At 72.4% G+C, this 23,048-nt stretch carries 24 protein-coding genes; 8 read left to right on the top strand and 16 right to left on the bottom strand.

From position 1 onward, the window contains the following. The 14 genes from G5C51_RS11555 to G5C51_RS11490 all read right to left on the bottom strand — a co-directional run. On the bottom strand, positions 1–1,303 hold a 1,303-nt coding region (locus G5C51_RS11555), incomplete at its 3' end, for a hypothetical protein (protein ID WP_165236038.1). A 95-nt stretch (positions 1,304–1,398) separates the two neighbouring features. Beyond that, complete coding sequence (locus tag G5C51_RS11550) at positions 1,399–1,926, bottom strand: PadR family transcriptional regulator (RefSeq protein ID WP_165236035.1); 528 nt, start codon at positions 1,924–1,926, stop codon at positions 1,399–1,401. Positions 1,927–1,946: 20 nt separating this feature from the next. Beyond that, the gene (locus G5C51_RS11545) at positions 1,947–3,962 is read right to left on the bottom strand and encodes an NADPH-dependent 2,4-dienoyl-CoA reductase (RefSeq protein WP_165236032.1); all 2,016 of its coding nucleotides are present in this window, start codon (positions 3,960–3,962) and stop codon (positions 1,947–1,949) included. 78 nt (positions 3,963–4,040) lie between these two features. Beyond that, entirely contained in the window at positions 4,041–6,329 is a 2,289-nt protein-coding gene (locus tag G5C51_RS11540) for a family 43 glycosylhydrolase (protein ID WP_165236029.1), read from the bottom strand. A gap of 216 nt (positions 6,330–6,545) precedes the next feature. Further along, a complete protein-coding gene (locus G5C51_RS11535) occupies positions 6,546–8,009 on the bottom strand; it encodes a sulfatase-like hydrolase/transferase (RefSeq protein ID WP_165236025.1) in 1,464 nt (487 codons plus the stop codon). Further along, positions 8,006–9,025 (bottom strand): aliphatic sulfonate ABC transporter substrate-binding protein, encoded by a 1,020-nt coding sequence (locus G5C51_RS11530; RefSeq protein ID WP_165236022.1) that lies wholly within the window; start codon positions 9,023–9,025, stop codon positions 8,006–8,008. The genes G5C51_RS11535 and G5C51_RS11530 overlap by 4 nt, the downstream gene beginning before the upstream one ends. Before the next feature lie 42 nt (positions 9,026–9,067). Further along, positions 9,068–9,853, bottom strand: coding sequence for an ABC transporter ATP-binding protein (locus G5C51_RS11525; protein ID WP_165236019.1), 786 nt, complete (start codon positions 9,851–9,853; stop codon positions 9,068–9,070). Then, complete coding sequence (locus G5C51_RS11520; protein ID WP_165236016.1) at positions 9,850–10,668, bottom strand: ABC transporter permease; 819 nt, start codon at positions 10,666–10,668, stop codon at positions 9,850–9,852. Before G5C51_RS11520 ends, G5C51_RS11525 begins: the two co-directional genes overlap by 4 nt. A gap of 25 nt (positions 10,669–10,693) precedes the next feature. Further along, entirely contained in the window at positions 10,694–11,920 is a 1,227-nt protein-coding gene (locus G5C51_RS11515) for an ROK family transcriptional regulator (protein ID WP_165236013.1), read from the bottom strand. A gap of 79 nt (positions 11,921–11,999) precedes the next feature. Next, on the bottom strand, positions 12,000–12,761 hold the full coding sequence (locus G5C51_RS11510) for a dioxygenase family protein (RefSeq protein WP_165236010.1): 762 nt from the start codon (positions 12,759–12,761) through the stop codon (positions 12,000–12,002). A gap of 54 nt (positions 12,762–12,815) precedes the next feature. Next, positions 12,816–13,394 carry a dihydrofolate reductase family protein gene (locus G5C51_RS11505; protein ID WP_165236007.1) on the bottom strand — a complete coding sequence of 193 codons (579 nt, stop codon included), beginning with the start codon at positions 13,392–13,394 and terminating at the stop codon, positions 12,816–12,818. Positions 13,395–13,475: 81 nt separating this feature from the next. After that, a complete protein-coding gene (locus tag G5C51_RS11500) occupies positions 13,476–14,312 on the bottom strand; it encodes a universal stress protein (RefSeq protein WP_165236003.1) in 837 nt (278 codons plus the stop codon). A 111-nt stretch (positions 14,313–14,423) separates the two neighbouring features. After that, a complete protein-coding gene (locus G5C51_RS11495) occupies positions 14,424–14,774 on the bottom strand; it encodes a DUF1330 domain-containing protein (RefSeq protein ID WP_165236000.1) in 351 nt (116 codons plus the stop codon). Between the two features lie 78 nt (positions 14,775–14,852). Then, positions 14,853–15,221, bottom strand: a complete 369-nt coding sequence (locus G5C51_RS11490; protein WP_165235997.1) for a nuclear transport factor 2 family protein — start codon at positions 15,219–15,221, stop codon at positions 14,853–14,855. 96 nt (positions 15,222–15,317) lie between these two features. Between G5C51_RS11490 and G5C51_RS11485 the strand changes: the two genes are divergently transcribed. The 4 genes from G5C51_RS11485 to G5C51_RS11470 all read left to right on the top strand — a co-directional run bounded on the left by G5C51_RS11485 (position 15,318) and on the right by G5C51_RS11470 (position 19,550). After that, entirely contained in the window at positions 15,318–18,278 is a 2,961-nt protein-coding gene (locus tag G5C51_RS11485) for a helix-turn-helix transcriptional regulator (protein ID WP_165235994.1), read from the top strand. Between the two features lie 12 nt (positions 18,279–18,290). Further along, positions 18,291–18,626, top strand: coding sequence for a cupin domain-containing protein (locus G5C51_RS11480; protein WP_165235991.1), 336 nt, complete (start codon positions 18,291–18,293; stop codon positions 18,624–18,626). 93 nt (positions 18,627–18,719) lie between these two features. Further along, on the top strand, positions 18,720–19,127 hold the full coding sequence (locus G5C51_RS11475) for a hypothetical protein (protein WP_165235988.1): 408 nt from the start codon (positions 18,720–18,722) through the stop codon (positions 19,125–19,127). 132 nt (positions 19,128–19,259) lie between these two features. Beyond that, positions 19,260–19,550 (top strand): hypothetical protein, encoded by a 291-nt coding sequence (locus G5C51_RS11470; RefSeq protein WP_165235985.1) that lies wholly within the window; start codon positions 19,260–19,262, stop codon positions 19,548–19,550. Positions 19,551–19,607: 57 nt separating this feature from the next. On the opposite strand, the gene G5C51_RS11465 is transcribed toward G5C51_RS11470, so the two are convergent. Further along, positions 19,608–20,240, bottom strand: a complete 633-nt coding sequence (locus G5C51_RS11465) for a TetR family transcriptional regulator (RefSeq protein ID WP_338118100.1) — start codon at positions 20,238–20,240, stop codon at positions 19,608–19,610. Positions 20,241–20,348: 108 nt separating this feature from the next. Here G5C51_RS11465 and G5C51_RS11460 point away from each other — a divergent pair, with 108 nt between their 5' ends. Both G5C51_RS11460 and G5C51_RS11455 read left to right on the top strand, forming a co-directional pair. Next, complete coding sequence (locus G5C51_RS11460) at positions 20,349–20,507, top strand: hypothetical protein (protein ID WP_165235982.1); 159 nt, start codon at positions 20,349–20,351, stop codon at positions 20,505–20,507. Continuing rightward, positions 20,504–20,797, top strand: a complete 294-nt coding sequence (locus tag G5C51_RS11455) for a DUF4190 domain-containing protein (RefSeq protein ID WP_165235979.1) — start codon at positions 20,504–20,506, stop codon at positions 20,795–20,797. The genes G5C51_RS11460 and G5C51_RS11455 overlap by 4 nt, the downstream gene beginning before the upstream one ends. A 40-nt stretch (positions 20,798–20,837) precedes the next feature. Here the strand turns inward: G5C51_RS11455 and G5C51_RS11450 are convergent, their stop codons facing one another. After that, complete coding sequence (locus G5C51_RS11450) at positions 20,838–21,647, bottom strand: class I SAM-dependent methyltransferase (RefSeq protein WP_165235975.1); 810 nt, start codon at positions 21,645–21,647, stop codon at positions 20,838–20,840. Positions 21,648–21,733: 86 nt separating this feature from the next. On the opposite strand from G5C51_RS11450, the gene G5C51_RS11445 reads away from it, so the two are divergent. Together G5C51_RS11445 and G5C51_RS11440 are read left to right on the top strand one after the other, a co-directional pair. After that, the gene (locus tag G5C51_RS11445; RefSeq protein WP_165235972.1) at positions 21,734–22,315 is read left to right on the top strand and encodes a TetR family transcriptional regulator; all 582 of its coding nucleotides are present in this window, start codon (positions 21,734–21,736) and stop codon (positions 22,313–22,315) included. Positions 22,316–22,363: 48 nt separating this feature from the next. Beyond that, on the top strand, positions 22,364–23,041 hold the full coding sequence (locus tag G5C51_RS11440; RefSeq protein ID WP_240929569.1) for a haloacid dehalogenase type II: 678 nt from the start codon (positions 22,364–22,366) through the stop codon (positions 23,039–23,041). Positions 23,042–23,048 lie beyond the last annotated feature (7 nt).

Raw genomic sequence — 23,048 nt, 5'->3', positions numbered from 1 at the left:
GGTGTACGCGCGGCTGCGGCGGCAGCCCCGCGTACACCCGCCCGTCCACCAGCGTCGGCGCCCGCAGCCCCACCCCCAGCTCCGCGCCCCTGACCTCATGCCGCGTATGCCACTCCTGTTTGCGCAGCGCCTCGTCCAGTTCCCAGCGGAGCAGCGCCGTCCGGGCCCGTAGCGCGGCAAAAACCGGCGCCGGCGGGTCCGGCCAGCTCATGGCGTGGCGGAGGCAGATGCCGTGGGCGGTCTCGTACGCGCGGGCGCGGGTCGCGTCGTACAGGACGGCGGTCAGCAGGTCGCGCTGGCGGCGGGCCGCGAGCGCCTCCTCGCGGCAGGCGCGGCAGCCGCGGGTGTCGGGGCCGTACAGCAGTCGCTCAGGCGCGGTCCGCCGGGCCGCGCCGCCCTGCCGGCGCAGCAGGTGGAAGCGGGTGAAGCGGGCCTGCCAGGCGGCGGCGTTGCCGGCGGTGATGACGGCCAGGTTGGGGCCGCCGTCCGCGGCCAGGTCGTGCAGGTGGCGGGCGCACAGCGCGGTGTCCTCGCCGTCCGGCGGCTCCGGCCCGGCCCAGGCGGCCCAGCGCAGCAGCCGGCGCGCGGCGCGGTGCTCGGCCAGGCAGAGCGGGCAGCAGGCCAGCCCGGCGTCGGCGTCCCAGCGGTCGAGCACCGACCGCTGCTGCCGCCGGTCCTCCTCGTCGGCCAGCGGGTCGAGGGCGCGGTGCAGCCGGGCCCGTACGGGCGCGTCGGCATCGGAACCGGCGATCCACTCGAGGGCGGCCCGCTCGGGAAAGCGGTGCACGACGGCTTCCGCGAGCCGTACGCCCTCCTCGGCGGGCAGCGACGCCGCCGCGGCGGCCAGGTGCGGCAGACAGACGTCGCCGCCGGTCATCGCCGCGAACACCGGCGGCCTGTCCAGCGCCCGCAGCAGCACCGACCGGGCCCGCGCCGCCGCCCGGGTGCCGGTGACGCAGGCCGGGCAGGCGTGCGGGGCCGGGCGCCGCGCCGGGCCCGTCAGCAGCTGCAGGCCGCCGTCGAGCGCGAGGTCGTAGAGCTGCGGCAGCAGCCAGGAGGCGGACGCCGGGTCGCCGAGCAAGTGCCGGGTGTGTGGCGGGCAGAAGCCCATGGACGAGCGGATACGGGTCTGTACGCGCGCCTCGGCGCGGCTGTGGTGGGTGAAGTAACGCAGCCAGCGGTGCGCCGCGTCGTCCCGCTCCGTGCAGACGGCACACGGTCCGGCCGCGAGCAGGCGCTCCGCGTCACGCTGGGCGTGCGGGGAGCGGGCGGGCTTGCTGACGAGTGCCGGCAGCCGGTTCATGGGCCGGCCTCCTCACCGGGAGGGGGTTCCGACGACGACGCGCGTTTCGGTCAAGTGTGCCCCGGAGGGGCGGAGTCGGCACCGTCCCGTACCGGCTATCCCTCCGGGAGCCGCTCCGCCGCCTCGGTCAGCCACTTGATCCAGAAGGTCTCCATCTCGATGCCGCCGCGCAGCACCAGGTGCTGCAGCGCGTCGCCGGACCCGTCCGCCGGGAAGTCGCGGGCCTCGATCGCCTCGAACTCCGCCAACTGCTTGCGGTGCAGCGCGAGATGACGCTGCACCTCCGCGGCGAGCCCCTCGGTGCCCACCATCGCGGCGGCCCGCAGCCGCAGCCCGAGCGGGTCGCGCAGCGGCCTCGGGTCCTCCGAGCGGCGCACCCAGGCCGCGAGCTCGTCGCGGCCCGCGGGCAGCACCTCGTACGCCTTGCGCTGCCCGCGCGCCGGCTGGGACACGGGCAGCTCGCGGATCAGCCCGGCGGATTCGAGCTTGCCGAGCTCGCGATAGATCTGCTGGTGCGTCGCCGACCAGAAGTAGCCGATCGACCGGTCGAAGCGGCGGGCCAGCTCGAGCCCCGACGACGGCTTCTCGAGCAGGGCCGTCAGGATCGCGTGCTGGAGGGACATCCTCGAATCCTAAGCGGCGATCACAGCGCGGCCGCGACCTCGGTGCCCTGCCGGATGGCCCGCTTCGCGTCCAGCTCCGCCGCCTCGTCGGCGCCGCCGATGAGGTGCGGCGTGCGGCCGGCGGCGGTCAGCTCGGCGTACAGGTCCCGGCGCGGCTCCTGGCCCGCGCACAGCACCACCGTGTCGACCTCCAGCACCCGCGCCTCGCCGTCCACGGTGATGTGCAGCCCGGCGTCGTCGATCCGGTCGTACGACGCGCCCTTGACCATCTCCACCCCGCGCTGCCGCAGTGCGGTGCGGTGGATCCAGCCGGTGGTCTTGCCGAGCCCCGCGCCGACCTTGCTGGGCTTGCGCTGCAGCAGATGCACGGTGCGCGGGGCACGCGAGCGCGCGGGCTTGGTCAGGCCGCCCGGCGTCGTGTAGTCGGTGTCCACGCCCCACTGCCGGAAGAAGACGTCGGGCTTGAGGCTCGCCTCTTCACCCTCGTCCGTCAGGAACTCGGCCACGTCGAAGCCGATCCCGCCCGCGCCCACGATCGCGACCCGCTCGCCGACCGGAGCGCCGTCGCGCAGCACGTCGAGATAGCCGACCACGCTCGGGTGGTCGACACCCTCGATCTCCGGGGTGCGCGGGGTGACGCCGGTGGCGACGACGACCTCGTCGAAGTCCGCGAGCAGCTCGGCGGTGGCGTACGTGCCCAGCCGCAGCTCCACGCCGTGCTCGGCGAGCTGGGTACGGAAGTAGCGCACCGTCTCGTCGAACTCCTCCTTGCCGGGGATGCGGCGGGCGATGTTCAGCTGCCCGCCGATCTCCGCATCGGCGTCGAAGAGCGTCACGGCATGCCCGCGCTCGGCCGCGCTCACCGCGCAGGCGAGGCCCGCCGGGCCCGCGCCGACCACCGCGACGCTCTTGGCGAGGCGGGTGGGGGAGAGGATCAGCTCGGTCTCGCGACCGGCCCGCGGGTTGACCAGGCAGGAGGCGATCTGGCCGCTGAAGGTGTGGTCGAGGCAGGCCTGGTTGCAGCCGATGCACGTGTTGATCGCGTCGGGCCGCCCTGCGGCGGCCTTGGCAACGAAGTCGGGGTCGGCGAGGAAGGGCCGGGCCATGGACACCATGTCCGCGCTGCCGTCGGCCAGCAACTCCTCGGCCTTCTCCGGGGTGTTGATGCGGTTGACGGCGACCAGCGGGATGCCGACCTCGCCCATCACCCGCTTCGTCACCCACGAGAAGGCGCCGCGCGGCACCGACGTGGCGATCGTCGGGATACGGGCCTCATGCCACCCGATGCCGGTGTTGATGATGCTGGCGCCGGCCGCCTCGACGGCCTTGGCGAGGGTGAGCACCTCGTCGAAGGTGGAGCCGCCGGGCACCAGGTCGAGCATCGAAAGCCGGTAGATGATGATGAAGTCCGTGCCGACCCGCTCGCGCGTGCGGCGCACGATCTCGACGGGGAAGCGCATCCGGTTCTCGTACGAGCCGCCCCACTCGTCGTCGCGGTGGTTCGTCGCCGCCGAGATGAACTCGTTGATCAGATAGCCCTCGGAGCCCATGATCTCGACGCCGTCGTAACCCGCCTGCTGGGCGAGCTCGGCGGCGCGGACGAAGTCCTCGATGGTCTGCTCGACCTCGTCGGTGGTCAGCGCGCGCGGCTCGAAGAAGTTGATCGGCGCCTGCAGCGCGCTGGGCGCGACCAGGCCCTCGTCGTACGCGTACCGGCCGAAGTGCAGCACCTGCATCGCGATCTTGCCGCCGGCCTCGTGCACGGCGTCGGTCACCTGGCGGTGCTGGGCGGCCTCCGCCTCGGTGGTCATCTTCGCGCCGCCGCCGTACGGGCGACCGGCCTCGTTCGGGGCGATGCCGCCGGTGACGATCAGGCCGACGCCGCCGCGGGCGCGTTCGGCGTAGAAGGCAGCGAGCCGCTCGAAGCCGTTCTCCGCCTCCTCCAGGTTCAGGTGCAGGGAGCCCATCAGGACGCGGTTGCGCAGCGTCGTGAAGCCGAGGTCCAGGGGCTGGAGGAGGTGCGGGTAAGCCGTCATGGTGCCTTTTGTAGCGCCCGCCACCTCGCTTGTGCAACAAGTTGCATAAGCGAGGTGGCGGGAGTCACAGCGCCGGGCTCAGTCCACGTACGTCCGCACGTACGCGAACCGCGCGTCGGCACCCTCCGCGCCCATGGACACCAGGCCGAGCTTCAGCTCCTCGGTGCCGGGCAGCGTCCACACCCCGTTCCACACCCAGTGCTTCCCGTCCCGGCTGGTGGCGGCGCGGACCTCGGTCTCGCCGTTCGCCTCATCGGTGCGCTTCTGCAGCTTCAGCCACATGGTGTCGGCCGTCGGCCCGCCGTAGATCGGCGCCTGGGCCACCGGCTGCGGCGGGTCGGTGGTGGGGCGCGGCCCCTCCTTGCCGAACTCGCTCCGGTGCAGGACCTGCCCGGCGTGGTGGCGGTAGGCCGCGACCGAGTGCACGTTCTTGAAGAACCGGTCGTCGCCGCCGTAGAGGATCAGGCCCGCCTGCTGACCGGCCTGGTCAGGGGCGAAGTGGAGCTTGGTCTCCACCGTGTAGTCGCCCTTGGGCGCGGCGCGGGTGAGCACCGGCGCGGTGTTCTTGTCGAGCCCCAGGGCGCCGCCCTGGGTCGGCCAGGTCAGCCCGCCGTCGCCGATGTCGGCGCCGGCGGCCGGGCCGCGCACCCAGGACCAGTCCTCGCCCGGCTGCCCCGAGCCGGTGAATTCGTCGCTGTATCCGGGCAGCCGCTGTCCCGTCGACGGCTCCGGCACGCGCTCGGTCACCGGGGTGTACAGCCGCGCCGCCCCCACGTTGTCCGCCGCGGCGGAGCCGCCGCGGACGGCCGTCCCTACCGCGCCGGAGCGCGCCTCGGGGACCTCGCGCTCCTGCCGCGCGACCGGGTCGCCCAGCCGGTCCTCGCTGACCTCCGCCGTCAGCCGGTCGCCGCGCAGCTCGGCGGTGACGGTGTGCCACTGGTCCCAGGCGAAGCCGTCCGGCAGCGCCGTCGCCTTCGTGCCACGGCTGCGACCGTCGACCACCGCCTCGGTGACCAGCGCCTTCCGGCCGCGGTCCAGCCAGGCGGCCGTGTAGTCGCCGCGGCCGCGGTGGCTGAGGACGAGCGCGGCGGCACCGGACCCGGACGTGACCTTCAGATCGGCCTCCGCGCGTACGTCGGCCGGAGCGGAGTCGTCGGAGAGCAGGAAGGAGGCCTTGTCGGACGAGGCCCCGGCGGCGTAGCCGTGCGCGTCCTTGTCCTCGGCCGCCTGCCAGGCAGACCCCTCCGAACGCCACCCGTCCAGCGACCCCTCGCCGAACGATCCGCCCGCGTCCCACTCGGCGACCGGCGCCTGCTCACGCTCCTCCGACGGGCCCGCGCCCGCCCGCATGACCGGCCAGCCGTCGATCCAGTCCATCCGGTCCATCAGCATCGGGCGCTTGGTCAGCTGCCGGTCGGGAAGCGCCGGGATGCGGTCGAGATCAGGATCATCCGCCGAGATGCCGTGGTAGAGCAGCCAGTCCTGCCCCGACAGGTCCGTCTGTACGGCGTGATGGCCGGGTCCGATCCACTTGTTGCCGTTGGCCCCCGCGACGATCGCGCCCTTGCTGGTCGGCTCGGTCAGCTTGACGCCCTCGTCGTCGGTGAACGGGCCGAACGGGCTGGTCGAACGCCCCGCCTTGATCTGATAGCCGCTGTACGCGCCGTCGCAGCAGCCGGCGTCGGAGTACAGCAGGTAGTAGTAGCGGCCGTGCCGGATGACGTAACCGCCCTCCATCTGACTGCCCTTGGCGATCTCGGTGACCTTGCCCTTGATCCGCGTACGGTCGGCGTTGAGCTTCGCCACGCAGAGGGTGTCGTAGCTGCCCCAATACAGATACGCGGTGCCGTCGTCGTCCGTGAACGTCGCCTGGTCGATGTTCCCGGTGGCGCAGCCGCTCGGCTTCGGCAGCATCGCGCCCTGGTCGGTCCAGGGCCCGGTCGGGGTGGGTGCGGTGGCGACGCCGACCGTGTCCTTGCCCGGGACCGAGTAGCTCAGGTGGTACTTCCCGCCGGAATAGCGGACGTCCGGGGCCCAGAGCCGGGACTTGTCATGCCAGGAAGGCTGGCTCTCCGGCGTGAAGACCTCACCCGCGTACTCCCAGTGCGCCATGTCCCTGGACTTGAGAATCGGCAGCTTGCGCTCGGTGTTCTCGCCCCGGGACTGGAAGACCGGGTTCTCGGTGCCGTAGGCATACCAGTAGCCATCCTTGCCCTTGATCACCGCCGGGTCGGGAAAGGTGTCGACCACCCCCTGGGTGACGGGATTCGCGTACGTGCCTTGCTCGTCCGCCGCCCCCGCCGGCGCCGGCACCAGGGGTGCCACCAGCGCGCCGAGGAGAGCGGCCGTCCGCATCAGCCTGCGCATCAATTAGGGCCTCTCTTTTGGATCTTGTCGGTGAGCACGGAGTGGTGCCCGACGGGTGAGCAATGCGGCTGCGGTGTGGCACAGGAGCGTCGTTCGGTGCGTGCGATCGGCGTGCGCTGCGACCGGTCCGGTGGCGGAGCCACCGGTCCGGTCGCGGCGTGCGGCGAGCGTGCGTGCCGGGCGGCGCGGGACGCGGCAAGATCCGAAAGAGAGGCCCTAGGTGCCTTCCGGCTCGAAGGAGCTGAGGGTCGGGTCGTAGTCGAGTTCGCCGATGTCGTACATCGGTGTCATCCAGTGGTAGAAGTTGTCGCCGCGGTCCCGGAGCAGGTCGTAGAGGCGGCGCATCATGCGGCGCCGGACCGGGTGCATCTCGGGGTGCTCGTAGCGGTTGCTGAGCTCGTGCGGGTCGGCCTCGAGGTCGTAGAGCTCATTGACCGACTCCGGGTTGACCACCAGCTTGTAGCGCTCCTCGCGGAGCATCCGCTGCGGATACGGGAAGTGGTGGCCGTGGTATTCCGCCAGCAGCTCCGCCGGCCACTCGGGGTGCTCACCGCACACCAGCGGCAGCAGCGAGCGGCTGTCGGTGGCGGGCTCCGTATCGCAGCCGGCCAGCTCCAGGATGGTCGCCGTCATGTCGGTGAGCGACACGAACTCGTCGCGGACCTGGGGCTCCTGGCCCGGGACGCGGACGATGCCGGGAATCCGGTAGATGTCCTCGTACATCGCCGGACCCTTGTCGTGCAGCCGGTGCGCCCCGGTGAACTCACCATGATCCGCGGTGAAGAAGACCGACGTGTCGGCGCCGAGGCCGAGCTCCTCCATCCGGGTCAGGATGCGGCCGATCTGCTCGTCGATGAGCGTGACATAGCCCCAGTACGTCGCGATCAGCTTGCGGGTGACCTCGATCGGCATGGTGTCGAAGGTCCAGTGCGCGCTGTAGTTCCGCTGCACCGGCGGCTTGCCCTCGAAGGTCTCGGCGATGGACGGCGGCAGCTCGACCAGGGCCGGGTCGTACATGTCGTAGTACGCGTCGGGGAGCAGATACGGCAGGTGCGGGCCGAAGAAGTGGGTGGCCAGATAGAAGGGGCGGCCGTCCGCGGCGAACTTCTCCAGCTGCTCGATGGCGCGGGTGGCCAGGTAGTACTCGAAGGTCGCCTCGACCGGCTGGTGTAGCCGGGCGGCGAGCAGATTGCCCTTGTTGCCGTTCGGGGTGGTGCCGCGGACCAGGTCGGATATCCGGTACGGCGGGAGGTCGTTCTCCTCCAGATACGCCAGGTAGTCCGGGTGATCCACCGGATTGTGCCAGCCGGGCAGATCCGGGCCCTCGAAGCCGTACGAGGCGGCATTGCGCTGCGTGCCGCCGTGCCATTTGCCGATGAGCCCCAGCTGGTAATCCCGCTCGGCGAGCGCGGACGGAAAGGTGAAGGCGTCCTCGCGCAGGTCCTCCAGATAACCCACATTCCGCTCGTAGTTGGCGAGCAGCCGGTGCCGGAACGGGGCCTGCCCGGTGAGCAGACTGGCCCGGGCAGGCGTGCAGATGGCGGTCGGAGTGTAGAAGCGGTCGAAGCGCGTGCCGCCGGCGGCGAGCCGGTCGAGATGGGGGGTGGAGACGTGGGGGTTGCCGTAACAGCCCAGGGTGTCGACCCGGTGCTGGTCGGTCATGAGGAAGAGCAGGTTCACTTGCCGGCAGCCTTTGTGTAGAGATCGGCGGTGTAGAAGTCGGTGGCCTTCGGCTTCTCCTTCAGCTGGCCGGTCTTGACGAAGAAGTCGCTCATGCCGTCGAGCCATTCGCCGACGGTGCCGTCCTTGGTCTTGGCGACGAGGTCGTCGGTCGACATGATCTTCACGTTCTTCGCGTCGGCCGCCACCTTGTCCTCGGAGACCTTGAGCATCTTGGCGGAGAGCTTGATCGATTCCTCGTAGTTCTGCTCGCGCCAGTCGTTGGCCTCCTGGAGCACCTTGAGGACGTTCGTGACGGTGGCGTCGGAGACCTTCTGGCCGGACACGAAGGCGGTGGGGAAGTTGCTGTCCGGCAGGTCGCGGGTGCTCGCCACCTCTTCGAGCTTCGGCACCTTCTCCTTGATGGTGCCGATCAGCGGGTAGAAGATGCCGGCGCCGTCGATCTTGCCGGAGGAGAAGGCGGAGACGACGGTGGGCGGGTCCATGGGGACCTTCTTGATGTCATCCATCGACATTCCGGCGTCCTGCAGGGCCAGATTCAGGATCATCTCGCCCGACGTCCCTTCCGGTACGCCGATGCGCTTGCCGCGCAGATCCTTGATGGTCTCGAGGCCCGGCTGGCCGATGACGCGGTCGGCGTAGGTCAGGGTGTTGATGGCGACGATCCTCGACTTGCCGGAGGCGGGCAGCCACATGGCGCCGGGGCCGATGTAGCCGAAGTCGAGGTCCCCGGCGTTCAGCGCCTGGATCTGGATGGGGCCGTTGGAGAACGACGTGACGTCGACGGTGAGCCCGTGCTTCTTCCAGAGCCCGAGCTTGTCGGCCACGGCGAGCAGGCTGACGCCGTTGTAGTCGGAGATATAGCCGAACTTGATGCTGCTGTCGGCCTTGCCTCCGCCACCGCCCGCACCACGCGGGCCCGTGCTGGTCTTGGAGTTGGAGCACGCGGATATTACGGGGAGTGACACAGCGGTTGCGGAGAGTGCGGTCAGAAAGCCGCGGCGGGTCACGCTCATGGCGCGTAGGTCCTTTCGGGAGGAAGGAAGATGTGCGGGGCGTCAGGCCGCGACGGCGTCCTGCGGCTCGTCCTGGTGGTAGACGGCGTGCCAGACCTCGTTACGGAGCTGGGCGAACTCGGGCGACAGGCGCATCTCTTCGGTGCGCGGATACGGCAGGTCCACGTCGATGATGCGGAAGATCCGGCCCGGCCGGGCGGCCATCACGATCACCCGGCGGGCCAGGTAGACGGCCTCGTCCACGTCGTGCGTGATGAACATGACGGTGCGCTTCTGCTGTGTCCACGTGTCGAGCAGCTGGTCCTGAAGCTGGACCCGGGTGAGCGCGTCGAGGGCGCCGAACGGCTCGTCCATGAGGAGCACTTCGGGGTCCACCGCGTACGCCCGGGCGATGGCGCAGCGCTGCTTCATGCCGCCGGAGAGGGTCTTGGGGAGTGCGTCGGCGAAGTCGGTGAGGCCCACGAGGTCGATGGCCTGCTCGGCGCGCTTGCGGCGCTCCTCCGCCGAGAGCCCGGCGAGCTTCAGCCCGAACTCGACGTTGCCGCGCACCGTGAGCCAGGGGAACAGCGCGTACTGCTGGAAGATCACGCCGCGCTCGGGTCCCGGCCCGGTCACGGGCGCGCCGTCGACCTCGACCTGCCCGCCGTCCGGAGTCACCAGGCCGGCGGCCATGCCCATGAGCGTTGACTTGCCGCACCCGGAGGGGCCCACGACGGTCACGAACTCCTGGTCCTCGATCTCCAGCGATACGTCGTCGAGGGCGGTGAATACCGAGTCCTTCAAGTCGAAGGTCTTGGTGACGTTCTGGAACGAGATCTTGCTGTTCATCGGGTCTCCTGCCAACCGGTCAGACGGCGCTCGGCGAGGAGCAGCAGCCGGTCCATGACCAGCCCGATCACGCCGATGGTGATGACGCCCACGACGATCGTGGGCATGTCGTAGTACGTCTGGGCCTGCATCATCGACTGGCCCACGCCCGACTCCGCGCCCATGATCTCGGCGGCCACCACGGTGGCCCAGGCGGAACCGAGGCCGATCCGCATGCCGACCAGGAGGAACGGCACCGACGCCGGCATCACGACCTTCAGGAAGATGACTCCGTCCGAGGCGCCCAGCACCCGGGCCGCGTTGACCAGCGTCCGGTCGACGTTCGTCACGCCCTGGAACGCGGCCACCACCGTGGCCATGAAGGCCGCGATGAAGATGACGAAGACCTTCGGGGTCTCGCCGATGCCCATCAGGACGATGGCGAGCGGGATGATCGCCAGTGGCGGGATGGTGCGGAAGAACTGGATGTACGGCTCCAGCAGCCCACGGGCCACCGGATACCAGCCCATCAGGAAGCCGATGGGTATTGCGACCGCGTTGCCGATCAGGAACCCCAGGAAGACGCGCTGCAAGCTGGCCCAGGCGTTCTCGAAGAGCTGACCGTCGCCGATCATCTCGCCGGTGCGGGACGCGACATCGCCGGGTCCCGGAAGATCTCCGATCATCGCGAGCGCGGCCCCGACGTTCCAGATGACCATGCCTATGGCGAGCGCTATCAGGTTGAGCACGATGGGCCGGACCCGGCGCTTCCTGCCGCGGACGGGCGCCGACTTCGCGGTGGCCTTCTCGTTCTCCGGTGCGGTGATCACAGCCATATCCGCTCCGGTCGCCTGGTGACGTTCATGCGTCGTCCTCTTCTTCGGATCCCGGCTCCTGCGCCGGGTAGCGGGAAAGCAAGGGGGATTCGTGCAGGACGAGGGCGATGGCGCCGAGCGCGCCGCCCGACTCGTCGATGGCCGCCCGGCGCAGGTCGACGCGGTGCCGGGCGATGGGCTGGATGTGGGCGCTCAGGGCGCGTTCGACGGGCTCGAGGAGCGCGGCGCCGGCCGCGGCCACCTCGCCGCCCAGGACGATGACGCCGGGGCCGATGGCGTTGCAGGTCGCGGCGAGCACCTCGCCCACGGCCGTACCGACGCGGTCGAAGACGCCGCGCGCGGCCGCGTCGCCGCCCTCGACGGCGGCGATCAGCGCCGGGAAGTCCGCGACGTCGCAGCCCGCTTCCCGGGCGGCGTCGAGTACGGCACCGGCGGAGGCCACCGTCTCCAGGCATCCGGTGCCGCCGCACTCGCACGGCCGCCCGTCAGGGCCCGGCTCGACGGTGATGTGCCCGAACTCGCCGGAGAGCCCGTACGCGCCCCGGTGCAGCGAACCGCCGACGATGAGGCCGCCGCCGACGCCGTACGACATCTTGAGGTAGAGAACGTCCTCGTCGCCGGCCGCCGCGCCCCAGGTGGCCTCGGCGAGCGCGGCGAGGCGGGTGTTGTTGTCGACGAGGACCGGCACGCCGAAGCGCTTGGCCAGCAGCCCCGGCAGCCCGTCGCTGTCGCCGGCCCGGGTGGCCTCCTCGCCGGGTGCGCCGACCGGGCCGACGACGCCGACGCCGATGGCGCTGAGCGAGCTGAGCCGCAGCGCGCCCTGGCCGAGGGTGCCGACGAGCCGCTCGGCGAGGTCGATGCGCTCCTCCCAGGGGAGGTCGGCGGCGTGTGCTTCGCCGGCGGAGCCGATCACCTCGTGGGCGACGTTGACCGCGGCCACGTGCACGGCGCGGCGGGCGAAGTCGATGCCGAGCGCCTGGCCCGCCCCGGGGTTGAGCGTCAGCTTCTCCACCGGGCGGCCGCGGCCGCGCTTGCCGGCGGCGTCCGTCGCCGGCGCGGCGGTGGCCACGGCGCCGCTGTCGACGAGCGCGGCGACGATGTCGTAGAGCGTCGTACGCGACAGGCCGCTCAGCCGGCCGAGTTCGGCGCGGCTGAGCGGGCCGTGCTTGCGCAGCAGGCCGAGGACGAGGGACTCATGACCGCGGCGCAGCCGCGCCAGCGGACCGTCGGGTTGTGGCATGCCGCACAGCATGCGGAGCGCCGATGTTTTATGTCAACAGCTCGGAATAAACTCTTCACACGCTTGTCATGAAGCGCCGGCCGGTGCCGGGCTACCCGAACTGCACGGACCGCTTGGCCAGCCCCATCCAGAAACCGTCGATGACGCTGCGCTGCGCGCCCAGGTCGGTCCCCGCGGCGCCCATCGCGACGAACAGCGGCGCGAAGTGCTCGGTACGCGGGTGGGCCAGCGCGCCGGCCGGGGACTTGTGCCGGAAGTCGGCGAGCGCGTCCACGTCCTGGGCGGCCAGCGCCTCGCGCCCCCAGGCATCGAACTCCGCGGACCAGCGCGGCACGCCGTCGTGCCGCAGTGCGGCGAGATTGTGCGTGAAGAACCCGCTGCCGACGATCAGCACGCCCTCGTCCCGCAGCGGCGCGAGCTTGCGGCCGATGGCGAGCAGTTGCTCGGGGTCGAGGGTGGGCATGGAGATCTGCAGCACCGGGATGTCGGCGTCCGGATACATCTCGACGAGGGGGACGTACGCGCCGTGGTCGAGGCCGCGATCCGGGGTGTCCTGGACGTCGGTGCCGGGGCCGCGCAGCAGGGCCCGTACGGAAGCGGCGAGGCCGGGGGCGCCGGGGGCGGCGTACGTGACCTGGTAGTAGTGCTCGGGGAAGCCCCAGAAGTCGTAGACCAGCGGCCGCGTCTCGGTGGCGCCGATGGCCAGCGGCGCCTCTTCCCAGTGCGCGGAGATCATGAGGATGGCGCGCGGCCGCGGCAGCTCCGCCGACCAGGCGGCGAGCTCCCCGGGCCACACCGGGTCGTCGGCGAGCGGCGGAGCGCCGTGCGAGAGGTAGAGCGCGGGCATCTTCATGGCGGCCTCCGAAAAGATTGAGACCTCAACTATGCCTCTCGCGTGAGCGTGGCCTCAGGCGTGCAGGGTGGGCCGGTAGATCAGCTCCTGGATGTTGCCGTCGAGGGTCCGGCACTCGACCAGGTCGAGGTCGAAGTCGGCGGCGCCCCGGAAGATCGGGTCGAGGCCGGTCCGGCCGGTGATCACCGGGAAGAGGGTCACCTGGACGCGGTCGACCAGGCCGGCGGCCAGCAGCGCGCGGTTCATGGACAGGCTGCCGTGCGAGCGCAGCGGCACCTTGGACTCCTCCTTGAGCCGGGCGACGACGTCGACCGCGTCGCCGTTCGCGACGGTCCCGTCGTGCCAGTCGAGGGGGCCCTCGAGCGAGTTCGACACCACCGTGGCGGGCAGGTGTGTCATGCGGGTGACCCAGGGGTCCCGGACGTCGGAGTCCTCGGTGCTGTCCGCCAGCATCCGGGCGAAGGCCCGGTACGTGTTGGCGCCGAAGATCATCCGCTGCTCCTCCTCGTACTGGGCGAGGCGGTGATCGAGGAGCTCGGGGCCCTGCTTGCCCCAGTAGCCGGTCCAGTCGCCGCCGGCGGCGCCGTAGCCGTCGAGACTGGAGAAGACGTCAAAGGTGTAGGTGGCGGTCATGAGGTGATCCTCCGGTCGGTTGGTGCGGGTACAGGGACAGACCCGCCGCCGCGGCGAATCTCATCGCTGTACGGCCGACCGTCACCCGGGCACCACGGCCACCGGGCACGAGGCGTGCTGCAGGAGGGCGTGGTTGAGGCAGCCGAGGTCCGGTGCCCTGCGGTGGGCGCCGACCACGAGGAGATCGGCGGCGGAGGCGGCCAGGAGGAGCACATCGCGGGCCGGGCCGGCCGCGGTGATCCGGCGTACGGGGACCTGCTGGTGCCGGCGCGTGGCCGTGCGCAGCGCGGTGTCCAGCGTCGTGCGGGCCCGGGTCTCCCAGGGGGCGGGCGCGCTGGGGGCGCAGGTGCGGTGCCGCGGTTCTGCCCGGCCCTGGCGGGGCCAGGCGCGTACGGCCTCCACCGTCGCGTCGTCCGCCGCGGCGAGGCGGAACGCGAACTCCAGGGCGGCGCGGCTCTCCTCGGCTTCGCCCACCCCTACGGCGATCCGCCGGGGGCCGGTGCCCGCCGTCCGCGCGCCCCGTACGACGACGACCGGGCAGTCCGCCCGTGCCGCCACCGCGCGGCTCACCTGGCCGGGCAGCGGTCCGGTGAGACCGCGGTGGCCGTGGGCGGCGATGACCAGGGCGAATGCCTCCCGGCTCGCCTGGAGCAGGGCGGTGACCGGGTCGTAGGGGGCGAGCTCGGTGAACACCTCGACGCCGGGATCGAGGGCCGCGGCGGTGGCGACGAGGCGCTCCGCGAGGGCGAGTTCCGCCCGGTGGCCGTTCGCGGAGGGCGCCGGCACGGATGCGTGCAGCAGGCGCACGGGCAGTCCCTGGCGGCCGGCCTCGGCGACCGCCCAGTGGACGGCATCCAGGCTCGCGCGGGTGTCGTCGACGCCGACGACGAGTGCGGGGGTCCGCTGCTCGGCTGCCATGGTGTCCACACCTCCGGTGGCCGCTTCCGGTACCTGTCTATCGCCGGGACGCGGCGTGCTCCAGGGGCCGTTCGGGCACCTGGCGCCTGCCGGGCGACCCGTAACGCCGGGCTATCCGGTGGCTGCGGCGGCCTCGCGCACCACCTGCGCGAAGGGCGTCGGGTCGTAGTCCTCCGGAACGCCCGCGACCAGGATGATGTCGCCGGGCAGGTGGCGGGAGCGCAGCGGGGCGATCTCCTGGTACGCGGGGGAGTGCCACCACGCGCGGGCCTCGGCGAGCGAGGGGAAGCCGATCATCACGACGCCGCCGGACCAGGTGCCCTCGACGGTCTCGTGCGGGGTGTTGTGCACCAGGAAGCGGCCGCCGTACGGGGTGAAGGTGCCGGGGATCCGCTCGATGTACTCGGCGATCTCCGGGTGCGGGGCGGCTTCCGGCAGCTGGGCGATGGCGTAGGCGGGCATGGTGATTCCTTTCGCGGGTGTCGTACGGGATCGGTCCCGGAGGGCGGGCGGGGTGTCCGCCCGCCCTCCCGGGAGGGGTCAGGCGCCGGCCGGGACCTTGTCGAGGAAGCCGTGCACCTGGCTGATCCGGCCCTCGTCGTCCATGACGGCGACGTCGAAGCCGATGACCAGCGGCTCGCCGCCCTCAGGGCCGAGGTGCCAGGTGAAGCGGGCGATGTCGTGGTGCGCGTCGACCGGGCCGCCGAGGCTGAAGACCAGCCCCTCGAACTGCCCCTGCACGGCGGCGATGGTGGCGTCGAGGCCGTCGTGGCCCCGGACGTCGACCAGCGGGTCGACGTACCGGACGTCCGCGGCGAAAGTCTCCGCGAGGAGGTGCTTGCGCTTGGCCGCGTCGGTCTCGTTCCAGGCGGCGAGGTAGCTCTCGACCAGCTCGTTCTTGAAGGTCATGGCGTGATCTCCTTGGTGTTTGCCTTGCGGTGACCACCAAGTTAGGCAGCGCCCGGCGGCGCGGAATCTGTCGTCCTTAGGTACTTTCACCGGTACATGGATGATCTACGGACAGCAGAGTTGTACGGGCGGCAGCCGGAGCAGGACGCCCTGGCCGCGCTGCTCGACGCGGCCCGCTGCGGGCGGAGCGGCGCGCTGGTGCTGCGCGGCGAGCCGGGCATCGGCAAGACCGCGCTCCTCGACCACGCGGCGGCGCGGGCGAAGGGGATGCGGGTGCTGCGCGGCACGGGGGTGGAGGTCGAGTCGGAACTGCCCTTCGCCGGGCTGCAGTTGCTGCTGCGACCGGCGCTCGGCGCCCTCGGTGCGCTGCCGGAGCCGCAGCGCGCTTCGCTGGAGGCGGCGCTCGGCCTCGGCGCGGCCGGCGACCGCGATGCGATGCTGACCGGGCTCGCGGTGCTGTCGCTGCTCGCGGAGCATGCGGGCGAGGGCGGGCTGCTGTGCCTGGTCGACGACGCGCAGTGGCTCGACCAGGCGTCGCAGGACGCGCTGTTGTTCGCGGCGCGGCGGCTGTACGCCGAGGGCGTGGCGCTGGTCTTCGCTGCCCGGGACGGCGAGGGGTCCTTCCCGGCCGCCGGGCTGCCCGAGCGGCGGCTGGCCGGTCTCACACCGGAGGCGGCGGCCGCGCTGCTGGACCGGCGGCCTGCGGGGGAGGGATCTGAGCAGGGGATATCGCTGTCCCCGACGGTGCGCTATCGCGTCCTGGCCGAGGCGCACGGAAATCCGCTGGCGCTGCACGAACTCCCGCTGGCGCTCGCGGCGGAGAGCCCCGGCGGCTTCAGCCCTGGGGCGCTGCCGCTGACGGGCCGGCTGCAACTCGCCTTCCACGGGCAGGTGAGCCGGCTCCCGCAGACCGTGCAGGACCTGCTGCTGCTCGCGGCGGTGGACGAGACCGGCGACCCGGAGGTGCTGCTGCGCGCGGCGGGCGCGGTGGGCGCTGGGATCGACGACCTGGTGCGGGCGGAGGAGACGGGTCTGTTGGTACGCCGGGCCGGCGCCGCGGTCGCGGACGGCTCGCTGCCGGAATCGGTGACGTTCCGCCACCCCCTCATCCGCGCCGCCGTCCACCAGCGCGCTCCCCTCGGCCGCCGCCTGGCAGCCCACCGCGCCCTGGCCACCACCCTCACCGAACCGTCCCACGCCGACCGCCGCGCCTGGCACCTGGCAGCGGCAGCCACCGGCCCCGACGCGGAGGCCGCCACCGCCCTGGAGGAGACGGCATCCCGAGCCCGCGCCCGCAGCGGCCACGAGGCCGCGGCCGCGGCATACGAGCGCGCGGCGCGCCTGACCGCGGACCCGGCGGAACGGGCCCGGCGGGAGACACACGCGGCGGAATCCGCGCTGGCGGCAGGCCGGTTGGAGCGTGCGGTGGACCTGGCCCGGCGGGCGGCGGAGCGCGGCGCGGCCGGGACTGACGCGGCTGCCGGAGGGGATACGCGCTTGGGCGGGAGGGCGCCACATGATGGCGATGCGGTCTCGGGTGGTCCCGCACGCCAGGACGGCGCTACGTCCTCGACCGCCGCCATGCCCGGAAGCACCGCCACCACCCCGGGCGATGCCGCCCTCGGCGCCCGTACCGCCCACGTCCGTGCCCTCGCCGCCTTCTGGCAGGGCTCGTACCCCGCCGCTCACCAACTGCTGCTCAACGGCGCCGCGCTCGTCCGCGACAGCGACCCCGCCCAGGCCGCCGCCATGCTCATCCAGTCCGTGCACCCGGCCTGGTATCTGGGCGAGCGCCCTCTCTCCGAGACCCTGACGGCGCTCGAGGCCGTATCACTGCCGGAGCCCCACCCCCTCGCACCCCTCGCCCGCTTCGTCGCCCGCCTCCTGGACCGCGGCCGTACGGGCCCGCCGCCCGTACTCCGCGACGCCCTCGACGCGATCCGCGGCCGCGGCGGCAAGGTGCCCGACGAAGCGCTGATGCTCCTCTGCGGCGCCGCCCTCGCCCGCGGCCAGGACGCCGACGCGCACCGGCTCGCCACCGAACTGGCCGCCGAGCAGCGCGCCGCGGGGGCGGCCGGGCGGCTACCCACGGTGCTGTTCTTCGTCGCCGAGGGCGAGGTCTTCACCGGCCGGCACCGGGACGCGCGCACCACCGCCGCCGAGGCGCTCGCGCTCGCCCGCGACACCGGGCAGGAGCAGTGGACCGGCCAGTTCAGCAGCGTGCTCGCCTATCTCGCCGCCGCCGAGGGCGACGAGGAGGCCTGCCGGCGGCACGCGGAGACCGGCCTGACCGGCGGCGCCGCCGGCGCCCTCGCCCCCGGCGCCCCCTGGGCGCACTGGTCGCTCGGCCTCCTCGAACTCGGCCTCGGCCGCGCCGAATCCGCCCTCTCCCGCTTCGAGCGGCTCACCCGCGAGCCCATGCGCCACCACTTCTGCGCCCTGCGCTCCACCCCCGACCTGGTCGAGGCCGCGGTCCGGGTCGGCGCCCCCGACCGGGCGGCGGACGCCCTCACCCGCTTCGCGGAGTGGACCGGCTCCGTACAACAGGACTGGGCCCAGGCGCTGCTGCACCGCTGCCACGCCCTGCTGGCCATCGACGACGGCGCCGAGCAGCACTACGCCGACGCCCTCCGCACCCACGACCGCGACGGTCGCCCCCTCGAGTACGCCAGGACCGCGCTCCTGTACGGCGAATGGCTGCGCCGCTCCCGCCGGAAGGCGGAGGCCAGGGCCCAACTGGACGACGCCCTGGACGTCTTCGACCGCCTCGCCATGCGCCCCTGGGCCGAACGCACCCGCGCCGAGCTCACCGCCACCGGCACCGGCACCCGCGCCGAGCAGACCACCGCCCCCACCCACGGCGCGGCAGCGGGCCTGACCCCGCAGGAGCTGCAGATCGTCCGCCTCGCCGCCCAGGGCCTGTCCAACCGCGACATCGCCGCCCAGCTCTTCCTCAGCCACCGCACCGTCGGCTACCACCTCTACAAGGCGTATCCCAAGCTCGGCATCGCCTCCCGCGCGGAGCTTAAATCGCTCGCCGCGCGCGAGCAGCTGTGACAGCGTGCGCCGATGACCACGCCTCCGCCGGTCGCCACCGGCCAGACCCTGCCCGTGGACGTCGACGCCCTGCCCGCCACCGAGTTCGCCCCCGGCATCCAGGTCCGGATGCTCCCCGGCATGCCCGGGATCCGCACCTGGGTCATGGACCTCGCCCCCGGCGCCGAATGGCCGGAGACGGATGTGCACGAGACGTACGGCGAGGCCTATTTCGTCGTCTCCGGCGAGATCATCGAGGGCGACCGCACCCACGGCCCGGGCACCTACGTCGCCATGGGCGACCGCACCAGCCACCGCCCCCGCACGGAGACGGGCGTGCGTGCCTTCGGCTTCAACTACGACGTCTGAGCAGGCCCTTCATTACCTCTGCGGTAATCGACCCGGCACCCCTCCGCACGGCACGGTGAACGCACCGCATCCCGCCGTACATCCGGAGGAGCCATGTCCCTGACCGCCAACGCCACCCGCACCGCGACCACCCCGACGACCTGGCTCCGCCGCGTCCTGCTGCTCGACGCCGCGGTCACCACCGCGAACGGACTCGCCTACCTGGCGGCCTCCGGCCCGCTCGAGGACCTGCTCGGCGTCTCCGCCGGCCTGCTCCTCGGCCTCGGCGCCTTCCTTGTCGGGTACGGGGCCGTGGTCGGCTACGTGGGCCTGCGCCCGAGCCCGCCGCCGGGCGCGGTCGCCGTCTTCATCGACATCAACCTGGCCTGGACGGCCGCGAGCATCGTCGCGGTCGTGCTGCTGGACCCGTCCGGCACCGGCACCGTGTGGATCCCGCTCCAGGCCGCGGTGACCGCCGCGTTCGCGGTGGCGCAGTGGGTACTGCTGCGCCGGGGGCGCTAGCCGGCCGCGCCGGCTGATGGGGCATCAGAGGGCCGCTCGGGCCGCTCCGCCAAACGGGCGCCATTAAGCATATTATCCGTTTTGCGCGGAATACTCCGAAGGTCCCTTCCCCCACATGCAGGAGAACTTCCCATGCGTGCAGGTATCCGCCGCGCGGCCGTACTGGTCGCCACCGGCATGGCAGCAACCGCTCTGATGACCGTCCCCGCGAACGCCGATGGCGTTAACCCGGAACCCGAGAGCGAGGGCCTCCTCGGCCAGATCCTCTCCATCGGTGGCCTCCGCGACATCGGCAACATGGTCGACGAGGTCGTCGACTCCGTCGCCAACGTCAACGACAAGACGGCCGAGGAGGTCGCGGCCGAGGAGGCGGCGGCCGAGGAGCAGGGGGCGGCCGACGCCCAGCCGGCCACCGTGAACTGACGCCACTTCGTCCGTGCACCGAAGCAGGGTCCGATTCGGGCCCTGCTTCGCGTGCGTTCAGCCCCGCCAGTGCTCCCGGCCCAGCTGGACCAGGCGCATCCGGGCGCGGGCGGTGTCCGCCACCTCGGTCGGGGACGGGCCCTCGCCCAGTTCGGCGTTGAGGAAGGCGCACGCCGTCAGGACCATCTGGTCCACGAAGAGGCCGGCCAGCATGTGCAGTTCGGCCGGGCTCCAGTCCTTCGCCGCGGCTTCCGCGGAGAGGGCGTCGGCGACCTCGCGGGTGAAGAGGTTCAGTTGGGCGGCGATGGCCAGGCGCACCTCGCGTACGCCGCCGTAGCGTTCGCGGGCCACGAAGCGGACGTGGGCCGGGTGCGCGCGGACGTAGCGCTGGATCAGCTCGACGGAGGTGTCGATGCGTTCCTCGGCGCCGTCCTGCTCGGTGAGCAGTGAGGTGACGAGCGTGTGCAGGCTGCCCAGCGCCTGCTCGACCAGGGCGACGCCGAGGTCGGGGATGTCGCGGAAGTGGCGGTAGAAGGCCGCCGGGGTGATGCCGACGGCGCGGGTCACCTCGCGGAGGCCGAGGCTGGACAGGCTCTGCTCCTCGAGGAGGCCGAGCGCGGCGTCGAGCATGGACTGGCGGGTCTGCTGCTTGCGGGCTTCCCGGAGCCCGGGGGCGGTGGTGCGGCTCACAGAAATTCAGTAAACACTCGTTTGCCTTTGCGCGCCAGGAGTGCGTACCCTCGTTTTCAGTGAACAAGTGTTACTACAACCGTTCACCGAAGAGGGGGATGGAATCCCGTGATCATTCTTGTGGCGGCCTTCCTGCTGTTCGGCGTCGTGATCGGCGCCGCCGCCCAGTTGCCGGTCTCCGTATCGATGGTGGCCGGGGCCGTGATCGCCGCGTGGCTGCTGGGCTTCGCGGTGCGCGAGCACCACAGCCGGAGGGCGGAGCGATGACGACGCTGACGGAACGCACTCAGTCCGCGAAGACGGAGGCGGAGACGGAGGCGCCGCGCCGTAACCGCAGTGACGACTTCGCCGTGGCGTCGTTCGTCACCGGCCTGGCCGGGCTGCTCGTCTTCAATCTCTTCCTCGGCCCGTGCGCCCTGGTCTTCGGCTCGCTGGCGCTCGCCCGCGGCACCTCCCGGCGCGGCCGGGCCTGGCTCGGCATCGCGCTGGGCGTGGCGGATCTCGCCGTGCTGGCGATCCTGAGCGTGGCCAACGGGACGCTCTCGTGGTCGACCTGATCGGATCCCGGTCGGCCTGATCGGATCACGGTCGACCTGATCAGGCGCGCACTGCCGTGACCGCCACCGTCGTGTAGCTGACGGGGAGGTGGCCGCCGAGCCCGTCGATTACGGCGGCCACCTCCGCCAGCAGCGCGTCGAGGGTCGGCCGCGGCAGGCGGGTGAAGACTCCGCCGGTCGGGAGTTGGTCGAGCCAGGCGTCGCGGGTGTACGTGTGCTCCCATGTGTAGCGCCACTCCTGCGGCGCCGTGAAGGAGCCGGCGGCGGCGCGGATGCCTTCGGCGGCCTTGGCGAACATCGGCTCGTACGCGGCCAGCGCCGACTGGGTGCCGCGGTCCAGGGGCAGTTCGGGCACGGCCCGGCGATACGCCTCCGCGAAAGCCGTGTTGGCCTCGGGCGGGGTCTCGGCGACATTCCAGAACACCGCCAGTAGCCCGCCGCCCGGCCGCAGCGCCTGCGCCGCCTTCACCGCCCCCGCGTGCGCGTCGACCCAGTGCCATGCCTGTCCGGCGACGACCGCATCGAAGGTACGCCCGGCCGGGTCCCACGTCTCGATCGTGGCCACCTCGGTCTCCGTCCCGGTCCGCCGGGCCAGTTCCGCCATCCGCGCGTCCGGTTCGACGCCGAGGACGCGGCAGCCGGCCGCCCGCAGCTGCCGGGCGGCGATGCCCGTGCCGGAGCCGACGTCGAGGACGTCGGGGCCCGGCGCGGTCGCGGCGATCCGTTCGATCAGGGCGGCGGGGTAGGTGGGGCGGGTCCGGTCGTAGCGCTCGGCGTCGATGCCGAAGGACTCGGCCGCTTCGCGGAGTTCGTGTACCTCGGGTGGCTCGTTCTGCGCGGGAGTGGGCATGTGCCCACTCTAGTGGGCGCCTGCCCACTCAACAAGCGTGCAGGTCGTAAGCTGTCCCCGACGCCGAGACGAGGAGACGGTGCGGGGTGCCGACAGGTGTGGCCATCCGGGATGTGCGCGAGCAGCTGTTCGCGGCCGCCGAGCGCGTGCTGCTGCGGGCCGGTGCGAGCGGGCTGACCAGCCGTGCCGTCACCGAGGAGGCGGGCGTCGCCAAGGGCGTGCTGCACCGGCACTTCGCGGACTTCGACGACTTCCTCGCCGCGCTGGTCGAGGACCGCATCGCGCGGCTGGCGGACCGGGCCGAGGCCCTCCGGGCGGCGGCCGGGACCGGCACGGTGGCCGGCAACCTCACGGACGCGCTGGCGGAGATCTTCGAAACCGTCGCCGTCTCGATCGTCGCGCTCGTCTTCGCCCGCGACGCCCTGCGCGAGCGCCTGCGCCGCACCACGCCGGCCGGCCTCCCGCTGCTCACCGAGGCCGGGGCGATGCTCGCCGGCTATCTACGGGCGGAGCGCGACCTGGGCCGGATCGCCGCCGACGCGGACGTCGACGTGCTCGCGCCGACGCTCATCGGCTCCGGCCACCTGCTCGCCGCGGGCAGCGGGGCGCCGGACGCGGCGGAGCTGCGGCGGGTCGTGACGGCGGTGCTCGGCGGCGTGGTGGCGTAAGCGATCGTTCGGCCGGCGCCGAAAGGTGCCGGGCCTAGCGTCGTACGTATGACGCGCCCAGAGCACCCGAAGCCCGCCTTCATCACCTTCGACATGTACGGAACGCTGACCGACTTCGCCATCGGCGCCGCCGCGCGCGAGGCGGTCGCGGACCTGGTCCCGCCGGAGGGGATGGCGGCCTTCCTGCAGCGGTTCAGCCGCTATCAGCTCGACGAGGTGATGGGGGACTGGCGGCCGTACGACCAGGTCGTCGCCCGCGCCCTCGAGCGGGCCTGCCGCGCGAGCGGCGTCGCATTCCGCGCGGGTGACGCCGCCAAGGTGTACGCCGCGGTCCCCGGCTTCGGCCCGCACTCCGACGTACCGGAGCCGCTGGCCGAGCTCGCCGCGCACTACCCGCTCGCCATCCTCTCCAACGCCGCGGACGAGCAGGCCGACCGCAATGTCGCCAAGCTCGGCGCCCCGTTCCACACGATCGTCACGGCCGAGATGGCGGGGGCGTACAAACCCAGGCTGCGCGCCTTCGAGTTCCTCTACGAGCGGCTCGGCTGCGAGCCGGCCGACACCCTGCACGTCTCCTCCAGCCCGCGCTACGACCTGCAGTCGGCGACCGACCTCGGCGTGCGGAACACGGTGTACCTCAACCGCGGCACCGAACCGCCGGCGCCCGGCTATCACGCCTATGAGGTCACGTCCCTCGACGGGGTGCTGAAGATTCTCGGCCGGTGATCCCCGG

The organism is Streptomyces coryli, assembly GCF_011044975.1.
Lineage (GTDB): Bacteria > Actinomycetota > Actinomycetes > Streptomycetales > Streptomycetaceae > Streptomyces > Streptomyces coryli.
The sequence above is the reverse complement of the archived record's forward strand: the minus strand, read 5'-3'. Positions and strand labels throughout refer to the sequence as shown.

Excerpts from the sequence above, each read along its gene's own strand:
- G5C51_RS11550 (WP_165236035.1), bottom strand. The coding sequence starts at position 1,926 with ATGTCCCTCCAGCACGCGATCCTGACGGCCCTGCTCGAGAAGCCGTCG.
- G5C51_RS11545 (WP_165236032.1), bottom strand. The coding sequence starts at position 3,962 with ATGACGGCTTACCCGCACCTCCTCCAGCCCCTGGACCTCGGCTTCACG.
- G5C51_RS11540 (WP_165236029.1), bottom strand. The coding sequence starts at position 6,329 with ATGCGCAGGCTGATGCGGACGGCCGCTCTCCTCGGCGCGCTGGTGGCA.
- G5C51_RS11530 (WP_165236022.1), bottom strand. The coding sequence starts at position 9,025 with ATGAGCGTGACCCGCCGCGGCTTTCTGACCGCACTCTCCGCAACCGCT.
- G5C51_RS11525 (WP_165236019.1), bottom strand. The coding sequence starts at position 9,853 with ATGAACAGCAAGATCTCGTTCCAGAACGTCACCAAGACCTTCGACTTG.
- G5C51_RS11520 (WP_165236016.1), bottom strand. The coding sequence starts at position 10,668 with ATGGCTGTGATCACCGCACCGGAGAACGAGAAGGCCACCGCGAAGTCG.
- G5C51_RS11515 (WP_165236013.1), bottom strand. The coding sequence starts at position 11,920 with ATGCTGTGCGGCATGCCACAACCCGACGGTCCGCTGGCGCGGCTGCGC.
- G5C51_RS11510 (WP_165236010.1), bottom strand. The coding sequence starts at position 12,761 with ATGAAGATGCCCGCGCTCTACCTCTCGCACGGCGCTCCGCCGCTCGCC.
- G5C51_RS11505 (WP_165236007.1), bottom strand. The coding sequence starts at position 13,394 with ATGACCGCCACCTACACCTTTGACGTCTTCTCCAGTCTCGACGGCTAC.
- G5C51_RS11500 (WP_165236003.1), bottom strand. The coding sequence starts at position 14,312 with ATGGCAGCCGAGCAGCGGACCCCCGCACTCGTCGTCGGCGTCGACGAC.
- G5C51_RS11495 (WP_165236000.1), bottom strand. The coding sequence starts at position 14,774 with ATGCCCGCCTACGCCATCGCCCAGCTGCCGGAAGCCGCCCCGCACCCG.
- G5C51_RS11490 (WP_165235997.1), bottom strand. The coding sequence starts at position 15,221 with ATGACCTTCAAGAACGAGCTGGTCGAGAGCTACCTCGCCGCCTGGAAC.
- G5C51_RS11485 (WP_165235994.1), top strand. The coding sequence starts at position 15,318 with ATGGATGATCTACGGACAGCAGAGTTGTACGGGCGGCAGCCGGAGCAG.
- G5C51_RS11480 (WP_165235991.1), top strand. The coding sequence starts at position 18,291 with ATGACCACGCCTCCGCCGGTCGCCACCGGCCAGACCCTGCCCGTGGAC.
- G5C51_RS11475 (WP_165235988.1), top strand. The coding sequence starts at position 18,720 with ATGTCCCTGACCGCCAACGCCACCCGCACCGCGACCACCCCGACGACC.
- G5C51_RS11470 (WP_165235985.1), top strand. The coding sequence starts at position 19,260 with ATGCGTGCAGGTATCCGCCGCGCGGCCGTACTGGTCGCCACCGGCATG.
- G5C51_RS11455 (WP_165235979.1), top strand. The coding sequence starts at position 20,504 with ATGACGACGCTGACGGAACGCACTCAGTCCGCGAAGACGGAGGCGGAG.
- G5C51_RS11450 (WP_165235975.1), bottom strand. The coding sequence starts at position 21,647 with ATGCCCACTCCCGCGCAGAACGAGCCACCCGAGGTACACGAACTCCGC.
- G5C51_RS11440 (WP_240929569.1), top strand. The coding sequence starts at position 22,364 with ATGACGCGCCCAGAGCACCCGAAGCCCGCCTTCATCACCTTCGACATG.